This window comes from Burkholderia sp. ZZQ-2 (genome assembly GCF_050768715.1).
GTDB classification, from domain to species: Bacteria; Pseudomonadota; Gammaproteobacteria; order Burkholderiales; family Burkholderiaceae; genus Burkholderia; species Burkholderia cepacia.
In genome coordinates, this window is the sequence record NZ_LDVA01000313.1 from 1 (window position 1) to 26,914 (window position 26,914).

Annotated in this window: 21 protein-coding genes; 10 read left to right on the plus strand and 11 right to left on the minus strand. The window is 63.9% G+C overall.

The features are described from left to right. A partial coding sequence (locus ABY44_RS28305; RefSeq protein ID WP_431642832.1) for a PLP-dependent aminotransferase family protein occupies positions 1–1,329 on the plus strand: 1,329 nt, incomplete at its 5' end. 350 nt (positions 1,330–1,679) lie between these two features. Then, positions 1,680–1,946, plus strand: coding sequence for a hypothetical protein (locus ABY44_RS28310; protein ID WP_155637942.1), 267 nt, complete (start codon positions 1,680–1,682; stop codon positions 1,944–1,946). A gap of 234 nt (positions 1,947–2,180) precedes the next feature. Here the strand turns inward: ABY44_RS28310 and ABY44_RS28315 are convergent, their stop codons facing one another. Continuing rightward, positions 2,181–2,993 carry a DNA-binding transcriptional regulator gene (locus ABY44_RS28315; RefSeq protein WP_060173244.1) on the minus strand — a complete coding sequence of 271 codons (813 nt, stop codon included), beginning with the start codon at positions 2,991–2,993 and terminating at the stop codon, positions 2,181–2,183. A 163-nt stretch (positions 2,994–3,156) separates the two neighbouring features. Between ABY44_RS28315 and ABY44_RS28320 the strand changes: the two genes are divergently transcribed. The 7 genes from ABY44_RS28320 to ABY44_RS28350 are packed head-to-tail and all read left to right on the plus strand — an operon-like array spanning position 3,157 to position 10,960. Next, entirely contained in the window at positions 3,157–5,004 is a 1,848-nt protein-coding gene (locus tag ABY44_RS28320; RefSeq protein ID WP_060173243.1) for a bifunctional 3-(3-hydroxy-phenyl)propionate/3-hydroxycinnamic acid hydroxylase, read from the plus strand. A gap of 1 nt (position 5,005) precedes the next feature. Continuing rightward, on the plus strand, positions 5,006–5,959 hold the full coding sequence (locus tag ABY44_RS28325; RefSeq protein ID WP_060173242.1) for a 3-carboxyethylcatechol 2,3-dioxygenase: 954 nt from the start codon (positions 5,006–5,008) through the stop codon (positions 5,957–5,959). A 4-nt stretch (positions 5,960–5,963) separates the two neighbouring features. Further along, positions 5,964–6,752 carry a 2-keto-4-pentenoate hydratase gene (mhpD, locus tag ABY44_RS28330; protein ID WP_431642835.1) on the plus strand — a complete coding sequence of 263 codons (789 nt, stop codon included), beginning with the start codon at positions 5,964–5,966 and terminating at the stop codon, positions 6,750–6,752. 17 nt (positions 6,753–6,769) lie between these two features. Then, complete coding sequence (locus tag ABY44_RS28335; RefSeq protein ID WP_060173241.1) at positions 6,770–7,717, plus strand: acetaldehyde dehydrogenase (acetylating); 948 nt, start codon at positions 6,770–6,772, stop codon at positions 7,715–7,717. 15 nt (positions 7,718–7,732) lie between these two features. Beyond that, entirely contained in the window at positions 7,733–8,755 is a 1,023-nt protein-coding gene (dmpG, locus tag ABY44_RS28340; protein WP_321110121.1) for a 4-hydroxy-2-oxovalerate aldolase, read from the plus strand. Positions 8,756–8,813: 58 nt separating this feature from the next. Then, complete coding sequence (gene mhpT, locus ABY44_RS28345) at positions 8,814–10,067, plus strand: 3-(3-hydroxy-phenyl)propionate transporter MhpT (RefSeq protein WP_060173240.1); 1,254 nt, start codon at positions 8,814–8,816, stop codon at positions 10,065–10,067. 14 nt (positions 10,068–10,081) lie between these two features. After that, positions 10,082–10,960 (plus strand): alpha/beta fold hydrolase, encoded by an 879-nt coding sequence (locus ABY44_RS28350; RefSeq protein WP_060173239.1) that lies wholly within the window; start codon positions 10,082–10,084, stop codon positions 10,958–10,960. A gap of 255 nt (positions 10,961–11,215) precedes the next feature. On the opposite strand, the gene thrC is transcribed toward ABY44_RS28350, so the two are convergent. The 5 genes from thrC to glyA all read right to left on the minus strand — a co-directional run bounded on the left by thrC (position 11,216) and on the right by glyA (position 16,636). Continuing rightward, positions 11,216–12,415: a threonine synthase gene (gene thrC / locus ABY44_RS28355; protein WP_174392194.1), complete on the minus strand. Its 1,200-nt coding sequence runs from the start codon at positions 12,413–12,415 to the stop codon at positions 11,216–11,218. Between the two features lie 89 nt (positions 12,416–12,504). After that, on the minus strand, positions 12,505–12,921 hold the full coding sequence (locus ABY44_RS28360; protein WP_059696019.1) for a Rid family detoxifying hydrolase: 417 nt from the start codon (positions 12,919–12,921) through the stop codon (positions 12,505–12,507). A gap of 55 nt (positions 12,922–12,976) precedes the next feature. Then, a complete protein-coding gene (locus tag ABY44_RS28365; RefSeq protein ID WP_060173238.1) occupies positions 12,977–14,137 on the minus strand; it encodes an NAD(P)/FAD-dependent oxidoreductase in 1,161 nt (386 codons plus the stop codon). 26 nt (positions 14,138–14,163) lie between these two features. Beyond that, on the minus strand, positions 14,164–15,381 hold the full coding sequence (locus tag ABY44_RS28370) for a benzoate/H(+) symporter BenE family transporter (RefSeq protein ID WP_226113600.1): 1,218 nt from the start codon (positions 15,379–15,381) through the stop codon (positions 14,164–14,166). A 7-nt stretch (positions 15,382–15,388) separates the two neighbouring features. Then, the gene (gene glyA, locus ABY44_RS28375) at positions 15,389–16,636 is read right to left on the minus strand and encodes a serine hydroxymethyltransferase (protein WP_059688566.1); all 1,248 of its coding nucleotides are present in this window, start codon (positions 16,634–16,636) and stop codon (positions 15,389–15,391) included. A gap of 229 nt (positions 16,637–16,865) precedes the next feature. Between glyA and ABY44_RS28380 the strand changes: the two genes are divergently transcribed. After that, entirely contained in the window at positions 16,866–18,254 is a 1,389-nt protein-coding gene (locus ABY44_RS28380; RefSeq protein ID WP_060173237.1) for a PLP-dependent aminotransferase family protein, read from the plus strand. A gap of 603 nt (positions 18,255–18,857) precedes the next feature. Here the strand turns inward: ABY44_RS28380 and ABY44_RS28385 are convergent. The 5 genes from ABY44_RS28385 to ABY44_RS28405 all read right to left on the minus strand — a co-directional run bounded on the left by ABY44_RS28385 (position 18,858) and on the right by ABY44_RS28405 (position 26,742). Then, positions 18,858–20,363 carry a cytochrome c gene (locus tag ABY44_RS28385; RefSeq protein ID WP_081072830.1) on the minus strand — a complete coding sequence of 502 codons (1,506 nt, stop codon included), beginning with the start codon at positions 20,361–20,363 and terminating at the stop codon, positions 18,858–18,860. A gap of 4 nt (positions 20,364–20,367) precedes the next feature. Next, complete coding sequence (locus ABY44_RS28390; RefSeq protein WP_059696029.1) at positions 20,368–22,020, minus strand: GMC family oxidoreductase; 1,653 nt, start codon at positions 22,018–22,020, stop codon at positions 20,368–20,370. A 5-nt stretch (positions 22,021–22,025) separates the two neighbouring features. After that, positions 22,026–22,787, minus strand: a complete 762-nt coding sequence (locus ABY44_RS28395) for a sorbitol dehydrogenase family protein (RefSeq protein ID WP_230948910.1) — start codon at positions 22,785–22,787, stop codon at positions 22,026–22,028. A 309-nt stretch (positions 22,788–23,096) separates the two neighbouring features. Next, complete coding sequence (locus ABY44_RS28400; RefSeq protein WP_431642840.1) at positions 23,097–23,609, minus strand: GlcG/HbpS family heme-binding protein; 513 nt, start codon at positions 23,607–23,609, stop codon at positions 23,097–23,099. A gap of 325 nt (positions 23,610–23,934) precedes the next feature. Beyond that, on the minus strand, positions 23,935–26,742 hold the full coding sequence (locus ABY44_RS28405) for a TonB-dependent receptor domain-containing protein (protein ID WP_081072833.1): 2,808 nt from the start codon (positions 26,740–26,742) through the stop codon (positions 23,935–23,937). Positions 26,743–26,914 lie beyond the last annotated feature (172 nt).

Sequence of the window (26,914 nt, forward strand, 5' to 3'; positions counted from 1 at the left end):
AGCCAGCAGCACCGGATCAGCATCACGACCGTGCTGCACGCGTATCTGCTGCTGGAAAGCCGCGGGCTGCTCGAAAGCCGCCCGCAGTCCGGCTATTTCGTGAACCTGCGGCGCGACGACGGCCATGCGCCGGTGCGCGAGCTGCGGCCGTCGAAGCCGATCGCGATCTCGTCGTCGGTCGACGTGAGCCGGCTCGTGCTGTCGACGCTGCGCTCGATCGGCACCGACGACGCAGTGCCGCTCGGCTCGCCGTACCCGGATCCGAGCCTGTTCCCGTTCGAGAAGCTGAACCGCTATGCGTACGCGGCCGGCCGCGACAAGTCGCTGTGGGGCGTGACGGACGGATTGCCGCCCGGGCATCCGCGGCTGATCCGTCAGATCGCACGGCGCTACCTGGAAAACGGGATGTCGGTGGACCCGAACGAGATCATCGTGACGGTGGGCGCGACGGAGGCGATCAACCTGTGCCTGCAGGCGGTGGCGAAGCCGGGCGACACGATCGCGGTGGAGTCACCGACGTTCTACGCGATGCTGCACGCGATCGAGCGGATGGGGATGAAGGCGATCGAGGTGGCGACGCATCCGGAATACGGGATCGACATCGCGGCGCTGGCCGCGATCGCGAAGTCGCAGCCGATCGCCGCGTGCATGGTGATGCCGAACTTCCAGAACCCGCTCGGCTTCCAGATGCCCGACGAACGCAAGCGCGAACTGGTCGAGTTCGCGACGAAGGCCGGAATGCCGCTGATCGAGAACGGTGTGTATAACGAACTGTATTTCGGCGATGCACATCCGAGTTCGTTGAAGTCGTATGACCGCAACGGGATCGTGCTGCATTGCTCGTCGTTCTCGAAGAGCCTGACGGCCGCGTACCGGATCGGCTGGGCGCTGCCGGGCCGTTATCGCGATCAGGTCGAGAAGCTGAAATTCCTGAACACGCTTGCGACGCCGTCGTTGCCGCAGCTCGCGATCGCGGAGTTTCTCGAACGCGACGGTTACGAGCATCACCTGCGGCGCCTGCGCAAGGCGTATGCGCAGCAGGCGAACCTGATGCGGGCGATGGTGTCGCGGTTTTTCCCGGAGGGCACGCGCATCTCGAGTCCGGCGGGGGGGTACGTGCTGTGGGTCGAGTTGCCCGCGCAGGTCGATGCGATGCGGCTGTACCAGCTCGCGCTGGAGCAGGGCATCACGATCGGGCCCGGCTACATGTTCTCGATCACGGACAACTACCGGAACTTCATCCGGCTGAACTACAGCAGCCCTTGGTCGCCGGAGATCGAGCAGGCGGTGATTGCGGTGGGGAAGCTCGCTTCGGCTTGCATGAAGTGACGGGGGCGTGTTGTTGCTTGAAGGGCATGACGAAGCCGGCTTGGGGCCGGCTTTGTTTTTGGTTCGGCGGGGGGAGGGCGATGAGCTTTGCCACGTTGGCGTTGGCTGGACAACGCCACACTGTTGAAGCTGTCATGCAGGCGTCGCCGCACGGATTCGGGGTAATACCGGTGAAAAGGCGCCGGGTTTCGAATCGCGTCGCGAAGTTGCTTGCGGTGGCGTGAAGCACGCGGCAAATGACGACTGAACGCGAAGTGTTGGCGAATCGGAGCGAAGCACGGTAGGAATGCCTGCGTCCGCTCCGGCAGTCGAAAGCCGCGCACGCGTCGCTTGAGTTCGCGCTTTGGCTGATGACTGTTCTCGGCACCGTTGTTCATGTGCGCAGCCGTTCTGACGAAAACATGCTCGTTCTTGCGAGCTCCGGATCGGTGACGATCTTGTCCGGTGCGAAGCACTCGCTCGAAGAAGCATTGGGCCGCGGCCTTGTCACACCGCTTCCGAAGCAGGACACAGTGTTCGTCGACGGCGCGCCGCATCCAATAGGGGGCGCCGCGCAACGTCACGAAGATTTCCCCGAGGCGCCAGGTTGTGGCCGGGGCAGTGCCGGTTGGGCATGATCCGGTGGGCGAAACTGGCGCCGAACTTGTCGTACCGACGGCGGACCAATCTCGTGACGGGTGAACACGCTGTGTTCGAACCGCAACTCTTTGCGTAAATCGAGACCTGATCTGTCAGTCAGCGTCAGATCGTCCGACTCAGTTCAGCCATTCTCGGCCGTCCGGCGCGGTCGGCACATAGTCATCCGCGTGACCGTTCGGCTCCGCTTCACGACATTCGGCCGGTCCAGGTGCCTACGTTGATGCACGGGGACGAGTTGCTGGTTCCTGCCTCAGTGCTTCGGCAATATCCAGTGCTGCTTTTTGCAGCTCGGGCACATAGCGGCGAGTGGCATCTTCGAGACTGACCGCGCGCGACAGGAAGACGACATTGAGACTGGCGATCACGCGTTCGTCCGCGCTGATCGCGACCGCCACCGCACCGATTTTCGCCTGCGCGGTCCAGTCGCCGTGATTCGAGCCGAAACCATCCTCTCGCACACGCCGGATCAGCTTGCGCACGAGCGCATCGTTTCTCGCGAACGCCTGTTGCTCTTCGCCGCCCGCGCCGGAGCGCAGCAGTTCCAGAATGTCCTCGCGCTCCTCGTCGGGGCACATCGCGAAATAGGCGCGGCCCGCAGCCGTCAGCAAGATCGGCAAACGCCGCCCGACCATCGCGCGATGAAACGACAGCCGGCTGAAGCGATGCGTCGTCTCGCGGATGATCATCGCATCGCCATCGGGCGTGGTCAGATCGGATGGCCATGCAACGCGCTGCAGGAGCTGGCCCATGATCGGCGGCGCAACGGTCGCGATACGCTCGGTATCGGTGAAGCCCTCGCTCAACGAACGCACGGCGAGCGTCAGGCGGAAGCTGTCGTCCGATGTGCTGCGGCGTACGAACCCTTCCTCCATCAACGTTTCGAGCAGGCGGCGCACCGTAGTGCGATGCAGGCCAGTCAGATCGGCGATCTGCTGACTCGTTGCGCGTCCGTCTTCCATCGCATTCAGAGCCCGCAGTACCTGGAGGCCGCGCGCCAGTCCGCGCACGTTCGTATAGGTTGTCACGGAAAAATTCCATTGAAATCAATCATGTGCATTCTATGCACATTCCGGAGATTTTGTTGAGGGGGTTTTCCGCCATCCATAAACTGCGTTCATAAGCTGAACGATCGAGAGCCAGGCGCTTCGTCGGTTCAGCACATCGGACAAGCCCAGTCAGGAGACACGCATGCGCCCCGCCTTTGAACCGGCGGCCGGCAACGGCCGCACTCATCCTCACGAAACGACACATCGTTCGATCGACGCAGATGTCGCCATCATCGGCGCGGGCCCGGTCGGCCTGATGATCGCGAACATTCTCGGCCTGCAGGGCGTGCGCGTCGTCGTGATCGAGAAGCTCGCGCAGATCATCGACTATCCGCGCGCCATCGGCCTCGACGACGAAGCACTGCGCGTATTCCAGTCGGTCGGTCTTGTCGACACTCTGCTGCCGCATACCACACCGAATCACTGGATGCGCTTCACGCTGAAGGGGAAATGCTTCGCGTCGATCGAGCCGCGCACCGACGAGTTCGGCTGGCCGCGTCGCAACGCTTTCATCCAGCCGCTCGCCGATCAGATTCTGTACCGCGGTCTCGAGCGTTTCGAGTATGTGTCGACGCTGCTTGGCCACAGCGTCGACAGCTTCGCGCAGGACGAGTGCGGCGTGACCATAGAGGCGACAGACGCGCACGGTGCAAAGACAACGATCCGCGCCGCATACATGGTCGGCGCGGACGGCGGCAACAGCTTTGTGCGCCGCACGCTCGACGTGCCATTCGAAGGCCGCACGAAGCCGAATCAATGGATCGTGATCGACGTGCGCAACGACCCGATCGGCTCTCCGCATGTCTATCTGCATTGCGACGCGCGGCGTCCCTACGTTTCGGCGGCGCTGCCGCACGGCATCCGGCGCTTCGAGTTCATGGTGATGCCGGGCGAGACGGAGGAGGAACTGTCGAAGCCGGAGAACATGGCGGCGTTGGTGCGCGGGGTTGTCGACGATCCTGACAAGGTCGACTACATTCGCCGACGGGTCTATACGCACAACGCGCGGCTCGCGAGCACGTTCCGCGTCAAACGCATCCTGCTCGCGGGCGACGCCGCGCACATCATGCCGGTGTGGCAGGGGCAGGGTTACAACAGCGGCATTCGCGACGCGAGCAATCTCGGCTGGAAGCTCGCGATGGTCGTGAAAGGCACGGCGCACGACGCGCTGCTCGATACCTACACGATGGAGCGGCGCGCCCACGCGCGTTCGATGATCCACCTCTCGGAAGTCGCGGGCGATATCTTCGCGCCGACGAGCTTCTTCGGATCGAAAGTGCGCGACGCGTTCGTGCGCTGTTTCGACATGCTGCCTTCCCTGAAGCGTTACTTCGTCGAAATGCGCTTCAAGCCGATGCCGCGCTATGAAGAGGGCGTCGTGCTTCTGGCGCGACGTGCGCGGTCCGAAGGGCTGCTCGCGCGCATGATCGCGAAGCGCGGACACGGCGCGTTCGGCAGGCTGGTCGGTTTGATGAGCGAGAAACGTGAATCGCTGATCGGGCGGATGGTGCACGGCCGCGATGCGCAGGCGGGCACTCCTGTGGGCCGCATGTTCATCCAGCCACGCGTGCGTCTGGTGGATGGCAGCATCGTCCGGCTCGACGATGCGATCGGCAACCGTTTCGCGATCGTGGGGTGGGGCACGGACCCGACTTTCGGCCTGACGCCCGAGGCGCGCCGTATCTGGAACGCGCTTGGGGGGTGCTTCGTGATCGCGAAGCCCGACCCGCAGCTCGCCTTCCACGATGACGTGCCTGACGACGTGATCGCCTTTGGCGATGTCGACTCGCGCTTGCGCGACTGGTTCGCGCGCATGCCCGAATCGGTCGTGCTGTTGCGGCCCGACCGCTTCGTGGCCGGCATGTGCTCGCCGCAATGTGTATCGGGTTGTGTGTCGCAGCTTGCGCAACGGCTGTCGCTTGTGATGGCAACGGGCGCGACGGCCAACGGCGCGACGTTCGCGCACGCCGCCGACCTGGTAGGGGCCTGAGATGCCGATCCATCTCGAATGCATGTCGCACACGCCCTTGCACGGGTATTTCGACCCCAGTCCGGAAGTCGTCGCGGAAGTCGAACTGGTGCAGCGCGCGGCGCGCGAGCGGGTCGATGCGTTCGATCCGGAGCTGGTAATCGTGTTCGCGCCTGACCACTACAACGGATTTTTCTACGACGTGATGCCGCAGTTCTGCATCGGCGTGAGCGCGACGGCCATCGGCGATTTCGGCAGCGCGGCCGGCCCGTTGCCCGTCGCGCGCGATGTGGCGCTCGCGCTCGCTGATGCCACACTCGCGAGCGATATCGACGTCGCCGTGTCGTATCGCATGCGGGTCGATCACGGTTGCGCGCAGGCGCTCGAGGTACTCACCGGTGGCATCGACCGCTATCCAGTGGTGCCCGTGTTCATCAACTCGGTCGCGCCGCCGATGGCGTCGTGCCGCCGCGCCCGGCTGCTCGGCGATGCGATTGGCCGTGCCGTCGCGCGCATGCCGAAGCGCGTGTTGCTGATCGGCTCGGGCGGCATTTCGCATGAGCCGCCGGTGCCGGAAATATCGGGCGCGGACGATGTCGTCGCGGAACGGTTGATCGCGGGACGCAACCCGTCACCGGAGTCGCGCGATGCGCGGCAGTTGCGTACCGTCGCGGCGGCCAAGGCATTCGCGGCGGGTGACAGCCGGCTGCATCCGCTCAATCCCGCATGGGACCACACATTTCTCGAACTGCTCGAACGCGGTGAACTCACCGCCGCCGATGGCTTCACGAACGAAGCAATCACGCGTGAGGCAGGCAAGTCCGCACACGAAATCCGCACGTGGGTCGCCGCATTCGGCGCGCTTGCGGCGAGCGGTCGTTACGAGGCATCGATCGATTACTACCGCGCGATTCCGGAATGGATCGCGGGCTTCGGCGCGATGCACGCGCGAGAACGGACTCTTTCCAGGAGATAGAACCATGTCGGATGACAGCAACATTCTTTCGATGGCCGCGCGCCTGCGTGAGGCGCAGTCCTTGCGTCGGACAATCGCGCCACTGCGCGAGACGTGTCCCGAAGGCGACGCGACACTCGCTTACGCGATCCAGCAGATCAACAACGACTTGCGCGCAGCGAACGGCGAGCGCGTCGTCGGCAGGAAGATCGGCCTGACTTCGCCCGCGGTGCAGAAGCAACTCGGCGTCGATCAGCCCGACTTCGGCGCGTTGTTCGCGTCGATGGCTTACGGCGACAGCCAGCCGATGCCGCTCGCCTCGTTGATTCAGCCGAAGGTCGAAGCGGAGATCGCACTCGTGCTCGAACGCGACCTGACCGCCGAAAAGCACACCTTCGCGGATCTGATCTCGGCGACCGCGTATGCGGTCGCCGCGATCGAGGTCGTCGACAGTCGCATCCGCGACTGGGATATCCGGTTTTTCGACACCGTCGCGGACAACGCGTCGAGCGCGTTGTTCGTGCTCGGCAGCCGCCCGGTCCTGCTGCGCGATATCGATCTGACCGCTTGCGCGATGACGCTCACGCAGGACGGCGAAGTGCTTTCACGCGGCAATGGAAGTGTGTGCCTCGGCAATCCACTGAATGCGGCTGTGTGGCTCGCGGACCGGATGGTTCGACTCGGCACGCCGCTGCGCGCGGGTGACATCGTGCTGACGGGCGCGCTTGGCCCGATGGTCGTGGTGAAGGCGGCCGGCACTTATACGGCACACATCGAAGGGCTCGGCGGTGTGCGCGCCAGTTTCAGCGAATGACGGACGGAGACATTTCCATGGCAACAGACAACACCAGGTGCAAAGCCGCGATCATCGGATCCGGCAACATCGGCACCGACCTGATGATCAAGATCATGCGTCGCGGCAAGCATCTCGACGTCGCGGCGATGGTCGGCATTGATCCGGCCTCGGACGGCCTCGCGCGCGCCGCGAGGCTCGGCGTGGCGACGACGCATGAAGGCGTGGAAGGGCTGGCGCGCCTGCCCGTATTCGACGAGATCGACTTCGTGTTCGACGCGACGTCCGCCGGCGCGCATGTGAAGAACGACGCGTTCCTGCGCGCGCTCAAGCCCGGCATTCGCGTGATCGACCTGACGCCAGCTGCCATCGGCCCGTATTGTGTGCCGGTGGTGAACCTCGACGCGCATCTCGATGCACCGAACGTGAACATGGTCACGTGCGGCGGACAGGCGACGATCCCGATGGTCGCCGCCGTGTCGCGGGTCGCAAAGGTGCATTACGCGGAGATCGTTGCATCGATCAGCAGCAAGTCGGCAGGGCCCGGCACGCGCGCCAACATCGACGAATTCACGGAGACGACGTCGAAGGCGATCGAAGCGGTCGGCGGCGCCGGCAAGGGCAAGGCGATCATCGTGCTCAACCCGGCCGAGCCCCCGCTCATGATGCGCGATACGGTCTATGTGCTGTCCGAAGCGGCAGACCGGGCGCAGATCGAAGCGTCCGTCAGCCGGATGGCCGCTGCGGTCCAGGCCTACGTACCCGGCTATCGCCTGAAGCAATCCGTGCAGTTCGACGACATCCCCGCCGCTGCGCCGCTGCATATTCCCGGACTCGGCCGTTTCAGCGGACTGAAGACCTCGATCTTCATCGAAGTGGAAGGCGCGGCCCATTATCTGCCGGCCTACGCGGGCAATCTCGACATCATGACTTCCGCCGCGCTGGCAACGGCCGAACGCATGGCGGCGTCGGTTGTGAACGCCTGAAGCAGGGAGCACTCGATCATGGACAAGAAACTCTATATCTCCGATGTGACGCTGCGCGACGGCATGCACGCGATCCGTCATCAGTATTCGATTCAGAACGTGCAGGACATTGCCCGCGCGCTGGACGAGGCGAAGGTCGACAGCATCGAGGTCGCACACGGTGACGGCCTGCAGGGTTCGAGCTTCAACTACGGCTTCGGCGCGCACAGTGATCTGGAATGGATCGAGGCGGTCGCCGATGTGGTGAAGCACGCGCAAATCGCGACACTGCTGCTGCCCGGCATCGGCACGATTCACGACCTGAAGGCCGCGTACGACGCGGGCGCGCGTGTCGTACGTGTCGCGACCCATTGCACGGAAGCGGACATTTCGAAGCAGCACATCGAGTATGCGCGCAGCCTCGGCATGGACACCGTCGGCTTTCTGATGATGAGCCACATGACCACGCCTGACCACCTCGCTATCGAGGCGAGGAAGATGGAAAGCTACGGCGCGACCTGCGTGTACGTGGTCGATTCCGGCGGCGCGATGAACATGAACGACATCCGTGCGCGCTTCAGGGCGCTCAAGGCCGTGCTTCGCCCCGAGACTCACACGGGCATGCATGCCCATCACAACCTGAGCCTCGGCGTGGCCAACTCGATCGTTGCGGTCGAGGAGGGCTGCGACCGCATCGATGCGAGTCTGGCGGGCATGGGGGCGGGCGCGGGCAATGCCCCGCTCGAAGTGTTCATCGCGGCGGCCGAGCGCCTTGGCTGGCATCACGGCACCGATCTCTATCGCCTGCTCGATGCGGCCGACGATATCGTGCGCCCGTTGCAGGACCGGCCGGTGCGGGTGGACCGCGAAACGCTCGCGCTTGGTTATGCGGGCGTGTATTCGAGCTTCCTGCGGCATGCCGAAATCGCGGCGAAGAAGTACGGCTTGAAAGCCGTCGACATTCTCGTCGAGCTTGGCAAGCGACGCATGGTGGGCGGCCAGGAAGACATGATCGTCGACGTCGCGCTCGATCTGAAGAAGCGTGAAGTGCGCGCCTGAACCATTCGGTATGCCACGCGCCATGAAGAGCGCTGCATCGTTCAACCTGGAGACATCAATGAAAACGTCAACGGCTTCCCCCCCGCGCGCCGGCGGCGCCATCACCATCGGCCTGTGCTTCGCAGTCGCACTCCTCGAAGGGCTCGATCTGCAATCCACCGGCATCGCCGCACCGCGCATGGCACGCGAGTTTCATCTCGCTGTCGCGCAGCTCGGCTGGGCATTCGGCATCGGCGCGCTCGGCCTGCTGCCGGGCGCGGCGATTGGCGGCAGGCTCGCGGATCGCATCGGCAGCAAGCGCGTGCTGATGATGTCGGTCGCGCTGTTCGGGATATTTTCGATTGCAACGACCCAGGTGTGGGATCTGCAAAGCCTGCTCGTCGCGCGCTTTCTCACGGGCCTCGGTCTCGGCGCTGCGATGCCGAACCTGATCGCGCTGTGTGCGGAGGCGGCAGCGCCCGGACAACGCAGCACGGCGGTCGGCGCGATGTACTGCGGCATGCCTTTCGGAGCGGCGCTCGCAGCGGTAATCGGCATCGTCAGCCCGAGCGTCGAGGCCTGGCGGCATATCTTCTATGTCGGCGGGATCGGGCCGCTGCTGACCTTGCCGCTGCTGGCGCTTTTCATCAAGGAGTCGACGCACTTCGTCGCGGCTGGCCGGGGTGCGACCCATGAGTCGAAGGACGGCATCGCGCGCGCGCTCTTCAGTGACGGGCGTGCGGTTACGACCATCGCGTTGTGGATCAGCTATTTGGGGACGCTGATCGTGCTGTACTTCTTGATGAACTGGTTGCCGTCGATGGTGCTCTCGCGCGGCCTCACGCCGGTACAGGCAAGCATCGTGCAGATGATGTTCAACATCGGCGGCGGCGTCGGTGCGATCGTGATCGCCGGCCTGATGGATCGCATCGGCAAGCGGGTGGTCGTGGTCGGCATGTATACGGGCATCGCGACTGCGTTGCTTGCGCTCGCCAGCGCGAACGGCAGCACGTCGATGGCATTGGGGGGCCTGCTGGCGGGCCTGTTTCTCGTCGGCACGCAGTCAGTGCTGTACGCGCTCGCCGGAGCAACGTATCCGACGCGGGTTCGAGGCACGGGCGTCGGCGCGGCGGTGGCCGTCGGCCGCGTCGGCTCGATGGTAGGCCCGCTGATCGCCGGGCAACTGTTTGCGCTCGGCCAGAGCGCGTCGATGCTCGTGATCTCCAGCATTCCGCTCATCGTGATCGCTGCGCTCGGCGCGCTCGCGGTGGTCGGGAAATTTCCGCGCGAGTCGGCCAACGGCTCGCACACACTTGGAACCGAATCGATCTGACGAAGGATCTCGACATGACTGACACTGTGACTCATAGCGAAGCTGCGACCAGCAAGTACGTGAACGTGGTGGAAGGCGGCACGGAACTGCGCGTGCACTACAACGACACCGGCGCGGGCAAGGAAACGCTCGTTCTGCTGCACGGCTCTGGTCCGGGCGCGAGCGGCTGGGCAAACTTCCATCGCAATGTGGACGCGTTCGCGAACGCGGGTTATCGCGTGATCCTCGTCGACTGTCCCGGCTGGGGCAAGAGCGATTCGATCATCTGCACCGGCTCGCGCTCAGACCTCAACGCGCGCGTGCTGAAGGGCGTGCTGGATACGCTCGGCATCGAGCGCGCGCATCTCGTCGGCAACTCGATGGGCGGGCATAGCGCGGTGGCATTCGCGCTGTCGTATCCGGAGCGCGTCGGCAAGCTGGTGCTGATGGGCGGCGGCACGGGGGGGCCGAGCCAGTTTGTGCCGATGCCGACCGAAGGCATCAAGCTGCTGCAAGGGCTGTATCGCAACCCAACGCTCGAGAACCTGAAGAAGATGCTCAACGTGTTCGTCTACGATGCGAGCACGATGACCGAAGAACTGATGCAGACGCGGCTCGACAATATGCTGGCGCGGCGCGATCATCTCGAGAACTTCGTGAAGAGTCTGGCGGCCAATCCGAAGCAGTTTCCGGACTATGGTTACCGGTTGAACGAGATCAAGTCGCCCGCGCTCGTGATCTGGGGGCGCGACGACCGTTTCGTGCCGATGGACGTCGGCCTGCGGCTCGTTTGGGGTATGCCGAACGCCGATCTGCATGTGTTCGGGCGCTGCGGGCACTGGGCGCAATGGGAGCACGCAGAGCGATTCAACCGGATGGTGCTGGAGTTCCTACGCCAACAACAAGCCGTTTAGTCTGCTTTCCGTGATCCTTCCGTCGGACGGCTTCTGTACTTCGAAAGCGGCCGTCGACGGGCACCGGCGTCGTACGACCGAGACGGGTCGATCAGGGCCCTTGACGAGAGCGAAGCAATCTCAGACCTGATCTGACGCTGACTGAGAGATCCGGTCTCGACTTACGCATCTGAACCGACCGGTTTCTCGACGTGATCACGCGGGCTGGCACACGCCCGCGTACCCAGACTCATACCATAACGGGTCACACACGCGTCAGGCAGCTTCGCTCAATCGTGCGTGATCGAGCACTCCGCTGCTGAGCAGGCCGCCTACATCTTTCAGCCCGCTGCCCGTAATCAAAATGACGGTGGTTTCGTCTCGTTGCGCGGAGCCAAACTTTTGCGCCGCAGCGTAAGCCGCGACCGCGCCCGGCTCTGCGAATACACCCGACTCGCGCGCCAACTCGATTTGCCGCTGGAAGATTTCGGCGTCGCTCACGCGGACGAACTGGCCGCCTGTCGCCTCGATGGCGCGAAAGGCCTTGATCCGGTCACGCGGCAACACCACGCTGATGCTGCTGGCCGAGGTCTTCGCCATTTTGCGTTCCGCATGATGCGGTCCCTCGCCTTGTACCCAGGCGCGATACATGTAGTCGCTGCCTTCGGCCTGCGCACCCATGATCTGTGGCATGTGCCCGGTCAGCCCCATGCGCCGGAGTTCCTCGAAGCCCTTGTAGACCGCGCCCACGATACAACCGTTGCCCACGGGGACAAAGATGCGGTCAGGCACGGCCCAGCCCAGTTGCTCGAAAATTTCGAATGCGACGGTCTTCTTGCCCTCGGTCATATACGAATTGATGCCCGTGCTCCGGTTGTACCAACCGTGCTTCTCGCACGCTTCGAGGCACGCGGCGAACGCTTCGTCATAGCCGCCGCTGACCTGCACGACGTCTGCACCATACGCCCTGATTTGCACGAGTTTTTCGCGTGCAGTGCTGGTCGGGGCGAAGATCACGCAACGCAGATCGCTGCCCGCGGTCATACAGGCCAGTGCAGCCGCCGCGTTGCCTGTGCTCGCCGCAGCGATGGTGCCCACGCCCTGGTGACGCGCGAGCGCCACGGCCAACGCACTTGCACGGTCCTTCAGCGACCCGCTGGGATTACGGCTGTCGTCCTTGATGAAGACCAGGCCGTCGCCGCGCATCGGCAACTGATAGAACGGCGTACCCCCGGTATGTGGCTTCGGGGCATGCTCCAAACCCGCCGGCAACAGAGTGCGGTAGCGCCACATATCGAATGCGCGGGTCTTTTCGCCCAGCGCTTTCGCAAACACCGGCGCCGCAGCGCCATAGTCGTATTCGACATCGAGCGCGCCGTCCAGCTTGCACTGCGGGCAAAAGTAGCCAACGCTTTCCAGCGGGTACTCGGCATCGCAATTCAAACATCTCAGCGCCGTCGAAAATCCAAAACTCATTGTCATCCCCGTTTTTACGCCTGTCCGAAACGTGTCAAAGCCGGTGGCGCCGCCATCGGCTTTCGTTAGCGATGCTCTGCCAAGGGGGCTCAGTCGGGTAGGGCCAGGATGGCGTCGATGGCCACCATCGTGCCGCGTGCAAGGCTCGCCGCGCCAACTGTCGTACGGGCCGGGTAAGGCTGAGGGAAGTATTCGGCCATGATCGAGTTCATCGTCCCGAATTTCGAAATATCCGTGATGTACACCGTGACCTGCACAACATTCGCGAGTGTGCAGTCGCAAGCTTGCGCCATTGCGCGAAGATTCCTGAAGGTCTGGTGAAGCTGCCCTTCGAAACCGCCTTCTGCGACTTCGTTCGTTTCCGGCACAACCGGCGTCTGGGCCGCAAGATAGACCGTATTGCCAACGCGCACGCCTTGGGAATAAGTCCCCAGCGGGGCGGGTGCCTTGTCGGTCAGGATGATTTCGTTATTGGTCTGAATATTGTTTTCGGAATGGCCGTTCATTTAGTTAACCTTAGTATTTGACTGATTGCAATTTACAGAGTACGACGTTCAACGATTAATTCAGGTTTGCGACCGGTACAACGATTCGTGCATCCGCACCGAGCAGTCGGGCCGGCGAGGTGTCGGCTGCGTCCAGACCCGCCAGATCGCCGGGGATGGTTTCTCCGCTTGCCAGCGCAGCACAGAAGCGCGCCATGGCCGGCGCGGTCTGAATGCCATAGCCGCCCAGCGCTGCGGCCCAGATGAATCCCGCGACGGTGGGGTCGGGGCCGACGACCGGCGAGCGATCCGGAGCAAACACGCGCAGCCCCGCCCAGCGATTGAGGACACGCTTGGGGCGTAGCGTCGTGGCATGCTCCAGCCGGTCCATTGTGATCGCGACACCCAGTTCGTCGGGCATTGCATCACAGGGGGCGCTCGGCGCTTCATCGCAAGGCGAGATCATCAGACGGCCCACATCGGGCTTGACGAAGATCTGTTCATCCACCGTGCCGATGTAAGGGCAACGGCTCACATCCTGTTCCGGATCCACGACCACCACCGTGCGCAGCAGCGGCTGGATCGCCAGCGGCGCGACACCGCATGCCAGTGCCACGTCGTCGGCCCATGCGCCTGCGGCATTGACGATCGTATGTGCCTCGATGCGCGCGTCATCCGTCGTTTCGATGTGCCAGACGCCATCCGCCCGGTGCGCGCGACGTAGTTCCGTCGCTGTGCGCACTTCGCCGCCGGCCTTGCGCACTCCGCGCAGAAATGCCGTGTGAATGGCGTGCACGTCCAGATCGAACGCATCGGGTTCGTAGATGCCGCCGAGCCATTTTTCCGCGAGAAACGGCACCATCTGCGCGATCTCGACCCGATCGAGCCATTGCGCGTTCGGCACCTGGTGCAGGATCGATTGATAGCGCGCCTGCAATTTGCCCCAGTTCGCCTCGTCTCCCACGATCAGCGCCCCGCGGGGTGAGCACAGCGCATCATCGGTCAACGCGTGCGGCGGGTTCTCGTAGAAACCGCGCGATGCGCAGGTCAGATGGCGAATCACCTCGTTGCCATAGCTTTCCATGGAGATGGCGGCGGAGCGCCCCGTCGTATGGTAAGCAAGGCTGGTTTCCCGTTCCAGGATGAGGACCGTGCCACGCTTGACCAGTTCTGCGCCCACGGCAACGCCGGCAATGCCTCCCCCGACGACCACAAAATCAAATTGATGCTTTTGCATGATGCCTTTTCCGTCTTCTGTCTCGATCAAATCTTGTTCATGGCCGGCGCCTTGCCGTCGCGCAGTCGCCAGCTTCGATGCAGGATGGCATAGGCAAGCGCGCCGATGGCGAGCCCCCAGAACGCCGAACCCAGGCCAAGAAAGCTCATGCCCGACGCCGTGACGAGGAACGTGATGATGCTGGCATCACGATGCTTGTCGTCCTGTGCCACGCCGATCACGCCAGTCGTGATCGCACCGATCAAAGCCAGCCCCGCAAGCGCCGCGATCAGTTCCGCGGGCAACGCGCGGAACAGTAGTGCCAGGGTTCCGCCGAATACGCCGATGCCGATATAGATCAGGCCGCTGGCGATACCAGCGATGTAACGGCGATCGGGATCCTCGTGCGCCTCCTTGCCCGTGCAGATTGCCGCCGTGATGGCCGCGAGGTTCACGCCATGCGAGCCAAACGGCGCCAGCAGCAGTGACAAAATGCCGGTCGTGCCGATAATGCCGCTCGCCGCAACCCGATAGCCCGACGTGCGCAGCACGGCCATGCCCGGCACGTATTGGCCCGTGAGCGTGACCAGGGCCAGGGGCACGCCCAAGCCCAGCAACACGTGCCAGTTCCAGGCCGGAGCGATGAAGACGGGGGCAACGGGTGCAAGGCGCAATTGTGAAAGATGCGTGGTGCCCGACGCGATGGCGATGACGATCCCGACCACCATCACGGTGGCGATCGCATAGCGCGGCCAGACCCGCTTCATCGCCAGAAAGGTGAGAAGCATGGAGAACACCAGCAGCGGACTGGCGCTGATGGAAGCAAACACCTGCATGCCGAAGTGCAGAAGAATCCCGGCCAGCATCGCGGCGGCAATGCCCTTGGGAATGCGCTCGATAAAGCGGTCGAATACTCCGGACACGCCCACCAGCGTCACAATGGCTGCGCTCAGCAGATACGCGCCGATGGCCTGCGGCAACGGTACGCCCGGCAACATGCCGACGAGCAGCGCGGCCCCCGGAGTGGACCACGCCGTGATGATCGGCGTGCGCAGTTTCCAGCTCAGGACCAGCCCGGAAATTCCGCTGCCGATCGACACTGCCCAGATCCACGACGACGTGACCTCGGTCGAAAGATGCGCCTGATTTGCGGCCTGAAACACGATCACGAGCGGGCCTGCGTAGGAGATCAGGACGGCCAGAAAGCCCGCCACGAGCGCGGAAAGAGAGGCGTCAGCACGCCATTGACTCAGTGTGCGAATCACGATGACCTCAGTTGTAGACGGGGAAGCGCTTGCACAGCGCACGGACCTGTTCCAGCGTGCTCGCGCGCACGTCGGCGTCATGGGGCGCAAGCACGATGTCCGCGACCAGGGTGGCGACCAGCCGCGATTCGTCGAGGCCAAAGCCCCGCGTCGTGATGGCCGGCGTGCCGACGCGGATACCGCTCGTCACGGCCGGCTTGCGCGGGTCGTTGGGCACCGCATTCTTGTTGCAGGTGATGCAGACTTCGCCCAGCGCCTGCTCGGCATCGCGGCCCGACAGCTCGAGCGAGCGAAGATCGATCAGCATCATGTGGCTTTCGGTGCGCCCGGAAACGATGCTCAGCCCACGCGACTGAAACACCTCCGCCATGGCCTGCGCGTTTTCCAGCACACGGCGCTGATACGCCTTGAATTCATCGGTGGCGGCCAATTTGAACGCGACGGCTTTCGCCGCGATCACGTGAACAAGCGGGCCGCCCTGAATGCCGGGGAAGATCGCCGAGTTGATGCGCTTCTCGTGTTCTTCCTTCATCAGGATGACGCCGCCGCGCGGCCCGCGCAGCCCTTTGTGCGTGGTGGTCGTGACGAAGTCGGCGTGCGGCACCGGATTCGGGTACACGCCGCCCGCGATCAGGCCGGAATAGTGAGCCATGTCGACCATGAACAGCGCGCCGACCTCGCGTGCCACGCGTCCGAAGCGCTCGAAGTCGATGCGCAAAGAGTAGGCGGACGCGCCCGCGATGATCAGACGCGGTTTGATCTCGCGCGCCTGACGTTCCATCGCGTCGTAGTCGATCTCGCCCGCTTCGTTCAACCCGTAGCTGGCCACCTTGAACCACTTGCCGCTGATGTTCAGCGGCATGCCGTGCGTGAGGTGACCGCCTTCGGCCAGACTCATGCCCAGAATCGTGTCGCCGGGCTCAAGCGCCGCGAAGAAGACGGCCTGATTGGCCTGGGAGCCCGAATGCGGCTGCACATTGGCTGCCTCTGCGCCGAACAGGGCCTTCAGACGGTCGATGGCGAGCCGCTCCGCTTCATCGATGACTTCGCAGCCACCGTAGTAGCGCTTGCCGGGATAGCCCTCGGCGTACTTGTTGGTGAGTTGCGAACCCACAGCGGTTAGCACCGCAGGAGAGGTGTAATTCTCCGATGCAATGAGTTCAATGTGGTCTTCCTGCCTTTGATTCTCCCGGCAAATCACGTCCCAGATCGCGGGATCGACGTGCTGCAGGGCATCCTTTTCCGTGTCGAACATCCTATCCTCTTTGTCGAATCGATCGACTTAATATACATCGATTTAATTGCATCTAAAAGTCACTCGATTAAGTCGACTCAATCAGTCAACCATTTCGATGCGATATCCGGTGCGCGGGCGGGGAGTGCCCGAGGAACAAGGCACTGGATCCGTTGATTCGACAACGAATGATGATTCGATTACACTGCTACCTTACATTCATTGCACCGATTCAAGGAGAGTCGTCCCCATGTGGGCACCGGACCTGAAGGAATATGCCGGGGCGATCTATGAAAGGATTGCAGCGGCGCTCGAGAGCGACATCCACGCGGGCCGCCTGACCGCGGGCGCCCGGTTGCCGACGCTGAAGGAACTCGCCGCGCAGATCGGCGTGACGCCTGGCACCGTCAATCGTGCGTACGAACTCGCGCAACGGCGAGGCCTCGTCGAGGGCGAAGTCGGGCGCGGGACCTTCGTGCTACGTCGCGAAACGCCCGCTGCGAGCCGTGTCCAGTCGGTGCCGCCCGTCCAGGATTCCTCCGGCGGAATCATCGATCTGTCGATCGTCAAACCCAACCTTCTGCTTCAGGAGCCGTATATCCGCGCGGCGCTTGGAGAACTTGCGCAATCGAGCTCGTTGCCGGACATGCTCGATTACACGCCCGATGGCGGTCATCCCCTGCACCGACAGGCGGGGGCAATGTGGATGCAGCACTCCGGTTTTCCCGCCCGAACCGAACAGGTTCTCCTCACGGCCGGTGCTCAACACGGGCTCTGGGTGGCGGTCAATGCGCTCACGAAACCCGGCGACCTCGTGTGCTGCGAGTCGCTCTGTTACCCGGGCGTGGCCTCGGTCGTGCTGAGTCTGGGCCGCCGCATTCGCGGCGTACGTCAGGATCAGGAGGGCATGGAGCCGGATAGCCTGCGCGAGATCTGCCGCGAGGAACGTCCCGCTCTGGTGATCTGCATCGCTACCTGCCAGAACCCGACCACGGCGGTGATGCCGGAAAACCGGCGACGCGAGATCGCACAGATCGCGCGCGATTTTGATTTTCTCCTGCTCGACGACGACCTGTACGGTTTTCTGGCGCCCACGCCGGTTCCCCCACTCGCTACCTTCGCCCCCGAGCGCACGATCTATTTGACGAGCCTGTCGAAGTCCGTTGCGTCGACCATACGCCTCGGCTACATGCATTGCCCGCCGGAGTGGCTGGCGCGCATGACCGCAAGCGTGCGAACGAGCGTCTGGATGGTGTCACCCCTTGCAGCACAGATCGCGACGCATCTGATCACGAGCGGGCAAGCCGCGGAAATGGCCCACAACCAGTGTCAGGAAGCGCGCGCGCGGCAAATCATGGTGCGCGAATTGCTCGGGCAATTTGAGTACAAGGCTCAGCCGACCTCGTTCCACATCTGGCTCAAATTGCCGTCACGCTGGTCGAGCGGAGAACACTTTGCCGTGCTGGCACGAAGCCATCAGTTGATGATTTCCGGCGGCGACACCTTTTCGGTCAACCGCGATGAACAGGGGCGTCAGTGGATTCGCGTCGCTGTGATGGCATCGACGCAGGACCATATGCGTTTCGTGCTCACCAAGCTGGCCGGGCTGATGAACACGCCGGACTCGGTCTGGCTGTAACGCCGATTCGTTTCCCATGCATGGAAGAACCGGTCGGTGGTCCTTGCAGGCAGATGGCCAGCGCCGTGTCTGGGTGGGGCGCGCCTTGGCGGTCAAGGGCGCGGATTTGCTGAACGTCTCGCGTGCGTTCAGCGAAGGGAAGTGAGTGCTCGATGGGGAGCGAGACGGTCCCGCAGGTTATCGGTGGCGGCTGCGGCTGCGTTGACCGGCAGACGGTGTGCATCCGGTATCGGCGGCGGATTCAATGCGGACGCGCACTTCATGGAGAATCCTGCGGGAGTGGGATCAAAATAAACCCGTCGACCCCCTCCTTTTAGGGATCTGCGTGGCAACGATCGATATGCATGCACGTCTTGCGGCGATGGCATGTGAGGCGACGTGGTTCCGGCAAGCACTCACCGCGGTCCACAACCTGAATCCACACGCGTGGCGCATCGTGCATCGGCAGATATTGCCTGCATGTATCGGATGGCGGCGAGAACGCGAGCGCCGTACTTCGCGCGAGCGCCTCGCCTGCATCCATGTCCGTTGGCTGAACGACCAACGTCTCTTCCGAAAGTCAGAAGACCGCCAGTCCGCCAACGGCATGGCTGACATCCTCAATCATCCGACCTCACCGGACGTCATCGCCGAGCGTACCGTACGACGTGCCCGCCGTCGGCGGAGCACGAATGCGAAGACACCGAGCAGCACGACAACCGCCGGCGCCGCGAGCATCAGCGGCCGGGCCCGCACGAGCAGCGGAACCGGGCCGCCGCTGCGCGCGACGGCCACGTCGTCGGGCGTCACGGTCACGTTCGCGTTGCCGTACTGCGCGAGCACGTAGTTCGCGATCGCGGCGACCTGATCGTCCTTCAGCGGCTGGACGTAGGAATCCTCACCGAACGACGGCATCAGCACGTGCTGGCCGCCCGCGTCGCGATCGACACCGTACAGGATCGCCGCGATCAGGTTCGACGGATTGCGCGAGCCCGTGGCGGTATTGTTCGACAGCGACGGATAGGCCTGACTCGGGCTGCCCTTGCCGTTGGCCTGGTGACAGCTCGCGCAGTAACCGCTGAACAGCGCTTCACCCGTCGTCAGCGTACCGTTCGCATTCAACGCGGTCGTGCCGCGCAACGTCGCTTCGCTGCTGACCGCGCGGCCGTGCGCGAATGCCGGTTCGGACTCGTGCTCGTCGCGGATCGGCTTCGTGCTGCGCAGATACGTGACGATCGATTTCAGGTCCGCGTCCGACAGATACTGCAGGCTGTTCTGCACGGCCTCCGCCATCGGTCCGGCCGCCTGGTTCTTGCCGGGTGCGCGGCCGGTCTTCAGGTACGACACCAGCTCGTCGTCGGTCCATGCGCCGATGCCGCTTACCGGATCCGACGTGATGTTCGGCGCATACCACGCGCCGAGCTGTGCACCGCCCAGGTTGCGGCTGAAGTCTTCGGCCATCAGCGCATTGCGCGGCGTATGGCACGCACTGCAGTGCGCGAGCACATTGGTCAGGTACGCGCCGCGATTCCACTGTGCGTCGTGCGCCGGATCGGCTTCGAAACGCTTGTCCGACAGGAACAGCATGTTCCAGCCCGTCATCGCGACGCGCATGCCGAACGGGAACGGCAGGTTCGTCGTGGGTGCGGGCTCGTCGACCGGCTTCACGGCGTGCATGAAGTAGCTGTAGAGCGCGTGCACGTCGTTGTCGCTGAGGCCGCTGTACGACGTATACGGCATGGCCGGATACAGGCGCGCGCCGTCCGCGCGTACGCCTCCGCGCAGCGCGCGAGCGAACTGCACCTCGGTGTAGTTGCCGATGCCGGCCGTTTTCGACGGCGTGATGTTGCTCGAATAGATCTGCCCCATCGGCGACGCGATACCGTACCCGCCCGCGAACGGCTTGCCGCCGTCGAGCGCCGTATGGCACGCCATGCAGTCCGCCGCGATCGCGAGTTGATGGCCTTTTTCGATCAGCGCGGCGTCGGCCGACGTCGACGCCGCGCCGGTCGCTGTTTCCTGCGCGAACGCGGGCGTGCTGCCGACGCTGCCGAACAGCGCGAGTGCGATGGCCGCGCGGTAGCCGGCGCCGCGCAGCGTGCGAAGTTGTCGTTGGATCGTGTGTGTCATCGAATCAACCCTTCGCGAGGCTCGCGGAAATCGAATCCGCAGCCTTCAGGCCGAGGGCCGCCATCGACAGCGTCGTATTGACGACGGACGCCGACGGCATCGCGCCGCCGCCCGGCAACCACAGGTTCGCGTGATCGTGCGTGCGGCAGTCGCCGTCGACGACCGAATTCTTCGGATCGGAGCCCATGATGGTGCCGCCCATGATGTGATTGTTCGCGTTCAGCGTCTTCGTGATGTTGAACTCGACCGCGTCGAACAGGCTGCCGATATGCGTGAGCTGCTTGCATGCCGCGTCGTAGCCGCGCCGCACATAGTCGCCGACGTCGTAGTGGATGTCGGGGCACGCGAGGCCGAGCGGATCGAAGCGTGTCTTGCTGAGCGTCAGGCGGTTGTTCGGGTCCGGCAGCGGTTCGAGGCTGATCGACAGGTCGACGCCGTAGATCGCGCGGCGCCGGATTTCCTCGTCGAGCGCCTTGCCGACCAGGCCGAGCTTCAGCGCCTGCTGCGTGGCCGGCCCGACGCGCGAGATGTTGTTCAGGATCATCTTGTTCGCCGAATACTGCCCGCGGAAATCGCCGTCGCGCGGGCCGACGATACAGCTGCTCTGCGCGGGGCCACGGCCGAGCCACATCGGCTCGTTCGCGAGGAACGTGCAGTGGAAGCCCGAGTGATCCATCATGTTGCGCCCGACCTGGTCCGAGCCGTTCGCGATGCCGTGCGGATTGCGTTCGTTCGCGGCCAGCAGCAGCAGGCGCGGCGTCTCGATGCCGTTGCACGCGAGCACGAACATCTTGCCGCTGGCCTTGTGCGACTTGTGCGACGCGTCGTACCAGTGCACGGCCGTCACGCGATTGTTCGCATCGGTGTCGATCTTGTAGACGACCGATTCGGCGAGCACTTTCGCACCCTTGCGCTCCGCGCGCTCGATGTGGTGGATACCGCTGTACATCGCGCCGATCGGGCAGATCGGCTGGCAATTGTTGTTGCCGCAGCAGACCGGACGGCCGTGCCAAGGCCGCGTGCTGCGTGCCTGCGGAATCGGGATCGACCGGTAGCCATGCGCATTGACGATTTCGGCGAAGCGCCGGTCGCCATGGCCCCACGGCACCATGTCCATCGGATACGGGCGGCTGCGCTGCGACGGCGACTGCATCGCCGGATCGCTCGGCCCGGCGACGCCCATTTCCTCTTCCGCGCGGCAATAGTACGGCTCGAGGTCGTCATAGGAGATCGGCCAGTCGCGGCCGACACCGTAAGTCGACTTCATCCGGAAATCGACCGGTAGGTGCCGCCAGCTCGACGCGGCCCAGTGCCACGTCGTGCCGCCGACGGTGCGCAGATAGCCCTGCTGGAAACTCTGGCCATCCCGTCCGCTCAGGCCGACGTAGTTGTTCTTCGGAAAATACAGCGGGGCGGGCGCATTCGGCGCCTGCGGGTAGAGGCCCTGGAAGTCGGAGCCCACGCGATTGTCGAAGGGCATGTTGCGCCAGTTCTCGACCGCCTGACCACGCTCGATGCGCAGGCCGGATTCGATGACCAGCACCGAATGCCCCTGGCTGACCAACTGGTCGGCGATCAGGCCGCCAACCACGCCGGACCCCACGATCACGACATCGGCCGATACGTCGCCGTTCGATTCAAATACAGGAGTTCTCATGAGGTTCAGGCGTGCGTTTGCGGGTGCTGGGTAGTTGCTGACGCAACCGTTTTGCGGGGCGGCGCGACATCGGCCGGTGGCGGTTCGGCGGTCCACCATAGCGGGCCGTTCGAACAATAGGTCGGTGCGCTCATGCCGTCGTGGACGGTGTCGTACATCAGCGCATCGGCATAGGCGACCATCACGGCCTTCTGGCCGTGGCCGACGGTGCCCGTGTACCACGCGGCGACGATCGCGAGCGCCGTGTCGTGCAGGCCTGCGCCGTCGGCATCGGCCAGCAGTTGCGCGGGTGTCTGGCCGGCGCGGACGCGTTGCGCCAGCGCGGTTGCACGCGTGGCAAAGCCGGGGTCCGTGCGACGGAATGCGTCGACGAGGCGAGCAGCCGTCGTCGGGTCGAGATTCGCGTGGCCGGTGAGCGCTTTCGACAGCGCGAGAAAGGTCCGGGTGTCGAGCGACGGCTGCTGCGCGAATGCATGTCCGGGTGCGGCGGTGAGCAATCCGACTTGCGTCAGCGCCGCCGCCATCATTTTCAGCACCGCTCTACGGGTCATGCCGGCGCGCGCATAAATGCGCGATTCATTTTTGTGTGGGGCCATGTCGTTTTCGTCTTTTTCGCGAGTCGTTGCTCGCATGTTTTCTTTCTTCCGAATATTCCGCGTCGGGAGCCGCACCGGGCCGAAACGACCCGAATACGTCCCCCGCGGCGCTGCGTTACCTGTCCGAGCGCATCGGCAAACGACCATTGCCGGCTGGACGAGGTATTGCACGCGCCGCATGCGAAGATTTTTATCTGTTCACGCGAGACAGCGTTCGGGCACGAGATTATGGAACCGGTTCCATTCGCGCGTCCAGTGTCTCGTTCAAATTTCATCTCAACGGCGGAGTGTATCGATATCGGTCGAATCGCGTATTTTCAACACGGTATCGGCCCGCTGTGACCGATTTAGAACGAAATCGAAAGCTTGAAGTAATTAAAACGTCGGGATTCGACTGCTGTATTGCCGAAGTGAGCAGTGCGACGGCAGCGCGAGCGTCGTCGACGATACGGTTTTGCGACAGGCGCGAGGGAGTGCGACTTACTTGATTGCCGCGGCACCGGCTGCCGCGATGACACTATCCTGCACACCCGCGCCACCGCTGGCCCCGATCGCGCCGATCAGGTGCCCGTCGATCACGATCGGGATGCCGCCTTCGCCCGCGAGAATCCCCGGGATGCTGAGATTGGCGGTCGCGCCGTTGTTGATGGCGTTTTGCAGATCCCGGGTCTGTCTGCGGAATCGAGCCGACGCGCGCGCCTTGGCCTCCGCGATTTCAACCGATGCGAGTTGCGTCCCGTCCATTTTGTCGCACGAAACCAGGTTCCCGCCGCTGTCGACCACGGCAATCGCGTATTTCCAGTTTCGGCGTCGCGCCTCTGTTTCGGCGGCCGCCATGGCGGTACGCGCCTGCGTCAGCGTGATGGGCGGGCCGTAAGGGATGTCGTATGGCAGTTGTTCGGGGACGGGCGCGGACGCGGTGGTTTGTGCTGATGCATGGGCCGCTAATATTGCGCTGGCTGCGATGAGAATCGGGAATTTATTCGAAAACATGGAGTGCCGATACGGATGCCCCTGATTACTTCAGGTGCCGGTGAATGAGAAAGAACACGATGCGATTCCGCGACGATGCATTTCCCGGCTCGATTGCCGGGGCATGTCGCGATCGCGGGGAAAATATATTGCATCCTGGGTTAGCGTGCAGTGAAGCGGGGCGGTGCGTGTCGCCACGAGGTTTCCGACGGCCAGCAGACGAACCTGCGCGGGCAGGTCCGCCCCGATATCGATCATCGCCGGCAGGGGCGTTGCGCGCACATGCGGGTAGCAGAACGCTGGCCGGTCCGGCCAGCGATACCGCTGCGGGCATGTGTCGTCCGGATCAACTGAAGTGATGGCTGAACTCGAGCCACAGCGTGCGGCCGTACGGCATGTAGTAGCCCACGGTGTAGTACGGCCAGCCGGAGGAATCGTCGTGCTTGATCGTATTGAACACGTTGTTCATCACGAAGGTCAGTGACGTATCCCGCGAGAACTGGTGCGAGATGCTCAGGTTCGCGAGTGTGGTCGGCGTCAGATACGCGGTCTGGGCGGCGTTCGGTACCTTGCCGTAGCGCTCGAGCTGCACCGTCGACGTCCACTTCGGGATCGACCAGGTCAGGCTCAGCATGAGCTTGTCCGGCCATTCGGGGTTGCCGGTCGGGTTGGCGAGCGAATGCAGGAGATCCTGTACCGGGCCGTTCGTGTACTGCTGATATTTGTGGCTCAGGACCTTGGTGAAGTTGGCGCTCAGCAGGAAGGTGCCGGCGCGGCCGAGGCGAAAGCGCCATTTGCCGCCGAGGTCGAAGCCCGTCGTCTTTTCCATCGCGGCGTTGATCGGGTTCACGAGGATCGTGTTGATCGCGCCGGGGTCGAGCACGGCCGTCAGCGGGTTGCGGATCACGCGGCTCAGCGCGTCCACGCAGTTGGGCGAGCTGGCGCTCAGTTGCCCCGCCCGGCACGCGGCCTCGGTTCTCAGCAGGTTGTCCGGATCGATGGTCGTCACCAGATTGTCGATGCGAATGTTGTAGTAGTCGGCCGACAGGTCGATGTCCGGCGTGGGCGCGAGCACGAAGCCGGCGCCCCATGATTTCCCGTTTTCCGGCTTCAGGTTCGCATTGCCCTTCTGAATGAAGTTCGAGCCCGGCGACACGTTCGCGTATTCGCATGAGGCGAGCGATTTCCCCGACTGGTTGCAGCGGAAGTAGTCGGTGGTCGATTCGAAATAGCCCTTCGACTGGCTCATGAAGATGTAATTCATGTCCGGCGCGCGAAAGCTCGTGCCGTAATTGCCGCGCAGCAACAGCTCGCGCAGCGGCCGGTATTCGAGCCCCAGGTCGTAGGTCAGCTTGTTGTTGCGGGTGCCCGCGAACGAGTAGTCGTCATAGCGCGTTGCGACGTTCGCGGTCAGCTGGCTCAGGATCGGGACGCGCAGCTCGACCGCGGCGGCGTAGCGCTTGCGGTTGCCGCTCGCACCGGTTGCGCCGGCGGCGTTGTAGTAGACGCCCTGGTTCAGGGCAGGGTCGATCGAATTGCTGAAGCCTTGCGTGCCGTATTCGATCACGCCGGCGGCGCGCACGGGGCCGGCCGGCAGCGAGAACAGGTTGCCGTTGGCGGCGAGGCTGACGGTCTGCGTCCACGTGTTGTTCCTGCTGGTCGATTCACCGTACATCGACGCGAACTGGTTCGGTGTGAGCGGGGTCGCGAAGCGTGCGGCGTTGGGCGCGTAGATCGGCGCACCGTCGGCGGCGGTACCGAGCTGCGGGCCGAGGTAATAGCTGTCGACGTTCGACAGCAGGCGCGGCACGGTCGCGCGGCTCTGATAGCCGGACGCGCTGTACGTGAACTCGTAGTTCCAGCTGCTGTCGGGCACTTTGCCGCGCAGGCCGGTGATCAGGTTGCCCGCGACGTCGTTCCAGTGCTTGTTCCATACCGACGCGCCGCCGATCTCCTGGGGCGAGATGCGCTTGGTCCACGCCTCGTTCGCGCCGGTTTCCTGGTTGAAGAAATAGCCGGTCGTCGCCGCGGCCGACGTCCAGCTCGGGCCGCGCGTGTTGTTCTCGGTCTGGTTCCAGGCGGTCGACACGGAGCCGAACAGCGTGACGAGATCGCTCAGCCGGTATTCGACGCCGCCGTACAGGTTCTCGCTGACATTGTTCGTTTGTGTTGTCCAGTACGACGGCTGCGCGCCGCCGCTGCCGCAGTACGCGCCATTGCGGGTGCCGACGGTCGAGGTGCCGCCGAATGCGCCGATGCCGGCGAGCGGGCCGCACGCGCCGGCGGCGCCGACGTAGCGGCCCGTGTCGAGGTTCTGGCGCGCCCAGGTCTTGGTCGGCGGTTCGCCTTCGAGCGTCGACGACGCCATGAAGTCGCGCTGCCCCGACCAGATCGGGTTGGTCTTGCTGATCTCGAGACCGAACACCGTGCTCAGCGCGCCGAATTCCTTGCCGCCCGACACCTGCAGCCGCCCGTTGCCGCCGCCGCCGTCCCAGGTGCGGCCGCCCTTGACGTTGACCTCGATGCCGTCGATGTGCTTCTTCATGATGATGTTGACGACGCCAGCAATCGCGTCCGAGCCGTACACGGCGGAGGCCGCGCCGTTCAGGATTTCGATGCGGTCGATCATCGCCGACGGAATGTTGGCCAGGTTCACGAAATTGACGTTGCCGTCGTACGCGATCGGGTAGTCCGCCACGCGCCGGCCGTCGACGAGCACGAGCGTGTGGTTCGGGCCGAGGCCGCGCAGGCTGAGCGCATTCGCGGCCGGCGTGAACGTGTTGCCGTAGTCGGCGCCTTGCGTGAAGCCGGTATTCTGGGTTTGCGACTGGAGCGCGTCGAAGACGTTTCGGTACCCTTTCGATTCGAGCTCCTGACCGGTAATGACGGTGACGGGCGTCGCCCCTTCCTTCTCGGAGCGCGGAATACGCGATCCCGTCACGACAAACGCCTTCAGCGATGCGGTGGCCGGTTTTTGCGTGGCAGCCTCGCCACGGGCCGGCGCGGAGGGGCTGGCCGCATTCGGCGGCGCGGCGACGGCGGCGGCTCCCGACGCGGCTTCCTGTGCCGCGACGGGCATCCAGGGTATCGCGAGGCCGGACAGGCAGAGCGCGATTGCGCCCACGCTCTTGATATGGAGCGACGTGTTTTGCATCTTCAAGTTGTGTTGACGAGCAAGTTCAATGGTTAGCAGTTGCCGGGTATCCATGCCGTTTGCGATGGCATGTCGACTCGCAACCCCCTGTCGTTCGCGCAATTCCTGTATTCGGATCGAGCACCCGGAATCACGGATGTAATCCGAAATGTGACGGGTGGCTCAATTTTTC